1 protein-coding gene and 1 pseudogene are annotated in these 3,437 nt (G+C 34.9%); both read right to left on the bottom strand.

The features are described 5' to 3' along the window. Nucleotides 1–311 (bottom strand): annotated as a pseudogene (locus F6K22_RS36330) (IS630 transposase-related protein); the annotation flags it as partial. 84 nt (nt 312–395) lie between these two features. Further along, on the bottom strand, nt 396–3,437 hold a 3,042-nt coding region (locus F6K22_RS36325), incomplete at its 5' end, for a hypothetical protein (RefSeq protein ID WP_293109516.1).

Raw genomic sequence — 3,437 nt, 5'->3', positions numbered from 1 at the left:
GAAGTTCTTTTTTTTTTCTAGTTATTTTCATTTTTTTCAGGGTAGTCCAGATTGCCGTTGTACTGACTCCAAATTTCTCTGCTATGAGTTTTAATTTTACTTCCGGATTTTCCTTTATATATTTTTCTAATTCTTTCCTATCTAGTTTTCTGTGACGATGCTTTACCTTTGTGGCTTCAAGCTTTTTCCTCTCTAACCATCTATATATGGACGCTCTTCCTCCAAGCAAATACTTTTGCTGCCTTGGTTATCTTCCCACCACTTTCTATGTAATCTATTACCTTTTGTCTTACATCTAAACTATAAGTCATTACTTTAAACTACTCTCAATTCTATTTGAAAATTTTACTCTGTTTTTGTCTCATCCTTAAGTTAAACGACTATATATCCAACATTTATCTTTCAAATTGCTGTAGAGCCTCGTAAAATCGATAGTTTTCATGTAAAATCATATCATCAAAAATATCAAGGCATAGTGATTTTAAATCTTTTTCTTTAGTGTAGCTGTATATACGAATTAGTAATTTACTTACAATATTCATATCATAACTGTAAGTATCTGAATTTTTTATTAACTTTTCCAATACTGATAAAGTAATTAATTCTGGAAGTTGAGCTGTTGTTTTTTCCATAGCATGAATTAAATCACCAGCTTTATCTTTAAATGCTTTACTATCAACAAAAGCTTCAACTAGATTAATGTAATCACCTAATTCTTCTCCTTCAAATTTAAAGAAGCAAGTTGCTGCTTGAGCGCGAACTTTTTCATCGGAGTCATTGAAAAGTTGAATTAGATTATTTTCACAAAATTCACGAAAATATGCTGATCGAAAATTTGCAACAAATATTTCTGCTGCTGAGAGTCGATGGTTTTCTGTCCCTGAAAGACAACGTTTTGCTAAGTCATTTGCTTCCTCGTTTTCCAATGATAATAAACAAGTTTGTCTAGCTCCTACTCTAACTACCTCTGGTAATTCAGAAGTAATCATTTGTTCTAACAATGGTTTTAATTCCTGAAAGTGTGTTTGTAGAGCGTAGTGCAAAAAATGTTTAACTGTTTCTGTTCCTAAAAGTTCCTCGTCGTCGGTTTTACAAAGTTCTAAAAATAGCCTAACAGCCATATCTCTGTCATAATTCAACATTGCTGTTAATGCAGTGGCAGCACATGACCTGACAGCAGTAGATGGGTCTTTTACTATTTGCTTTAAGGCTGTTGAAAAGTGTGAAGCGCGACTCTTATCTGCAAAAATTAACTTAGCTATAGAATATACAGCACGACCTCTGTTAGAATTAATCCCCACCCCTAAAATATCTTCTCGGTCATCAAAATTACTACTGTTAGTCTGAGTTTTCCATAACTTTCGAGTTTTCCATAACTCTGTTGCTGGGTCTGGGTCATTCAAAGCATAATAAATCAGAATGTCAAAATCTGAAATTGTCCAAGGTAATTTAGCCAGTTTCTCAAATAAATAACTCATCGATTTACCGCACGGGCGTTTTGGTAATTGATGGCACTGCTGATAAATACTCCGGACTATTTCTATATCAACCCTTTCTTCTGTTTCAGCTATTCCTCTCAAAACAGCATTAAAGTATGAGAGGTTGGCATTGTTGGAAAATTGTTTGATTAGAGAAGCAAAACGAAGTGGCTCTTGCTTAACCTGTTTTTCCAAAACTATTGATAGTCCACCTGCTCCTCCTTTTACCCTTCTATTTTTAATTTCTGAAAGATCATTCTTATAGGTAGCGATCGCTTCCACCCACTGCTGGTCAGTCATTTTTTCTGCTTCCTCTTCAGGAATTGGAGAACCTATTGTATAAACTACTGGACTTTCCGGTGGCTCAATTTTTCCAGGTGCTTCTATCCAACCTATAGATATAAATTTGCGTTCTAGCTCCTGTAATTTCCGAGTAATTGTTTCACTGCGTCGAGAAGGAGCGATACCACTAAGCAATACATATTGACCAGATCCTCTAGAACGCAATAAAAATTTACGTCTATAATAGAGAAATTCGCGTTGCTGAATTAAGGTATAAAAGTAAAAATTGAACAATCTCAAATATTTGTTATTCAATAGTTTAGCAACTACCAAAAAATACAAATCATACCCAGAATCAGCAACGCCAAATTTGTAATCTTTTTCCCATGCAGGATAGTAATTTAGAAGAGTTTTCTCTAGTTTCTCCAAACATTCCTCCGAACAATAAGGAGTAGTTGCCTCCAGCAATTCCCTACTTGCCCAAAAACTTTCTCCAAAATTACTTCTAAGAGTTAAATAACCTGTCTTGAACCTTGTGGGTTGTTCGCACAGATAATTAATAGCGTCGTCAGCAAATCTTTTCCCATTTGCCGTATAAGCATGAATTAACAAGTATTGAATTGTTTCAAATTTTGAATAATATAACTGCTCTTTGACAATAGGAACAAAACTTTCAGGCTGATTAGTTGCTAAACTCACGAGTGCTATTTCTATAGCTTTAAGTAGCATTACATCACTAGCACTATAGCTACTACCATAAATACGATGTTGCCAAACTGCATCTTTCCATGGTACATCGTTTTCCTTGTCTGCTGTTAATTCCATCACCTGAATCATAAAAGGAAGAACATTTTCAACAAAAGCTTCAGGAGAATTTTTGGCACTATCCATGAAAATTCGTTTAGCAAATTGGCTATTGGGAATCGTGCCATTTCTGGAGTCAAAGGGATTAAGCTGATTATTGGCAAGACTAATAATCAAGCGTCGATTCAGATAATGACTAATGGTTTCACAACTCCAGTCTGGATGCTTTTTTGGCAAAGAATAAATTAGATTCCAGAAATCACTCTTTAAAGTAATAGGATCTTTCACCTCATCAAGAATACCTTCATCAATTAGCCGTAGAAATAGTTCAAAAAATCCTCGCCCTGCACTAATATCAGCTCGATGCACTAAGATAATCAGACGTTTTTGCCAAGCATCCGATACACCTATATATGGCTCCACTATTTTTGCGACTCGATCTGGAAGTTGTCTTTGGATTATTGATAGTGGATTATTTAGCCGATCTATCAACTCCTCATCACCACTATTCAACCAGTCGTGAATAATATTGAGACTATCAAGCAATTTAAACCAACTTACAGAATAAAAAATCTGCCAAACTTTATTTTTGAGGGGATATGAGTCATAAATTAAAGGAGCAATAATTTTCCATTCCTCTTGTCGGGGGTTTTCTAGGTTGATAAGTAGAGCTAACGCTAATTCCTTTATATGAAACCGAATATCTAAACTGGTAAGTAATTCTTTCAAGTCATCAAGGTAAAGCTCAAAGTCACTATCTCTTTCATGCAAAAGAATTTGCCTAACTTGAGCGCGTCGGAATAAATATTGTTCGTCGCTTCTGAGAAATGACAGTAAATTAGTTCCACTAGCAGAAAATTTCTCAGCAAATGA

It is taken from the genome of Okeania sp. SIO2F4, assembly GCF_010672385.1.
GTDB lineage: Bacteria > Cyanobacteriota > Cyanobacteriia > Cyanobacteriales > Microcoleaceae > Trichodesmium.
Note: the sequence above shows the minus strand (reverse complement) of the source record. Positions and strands in the feature narration are given on the sequence as shown.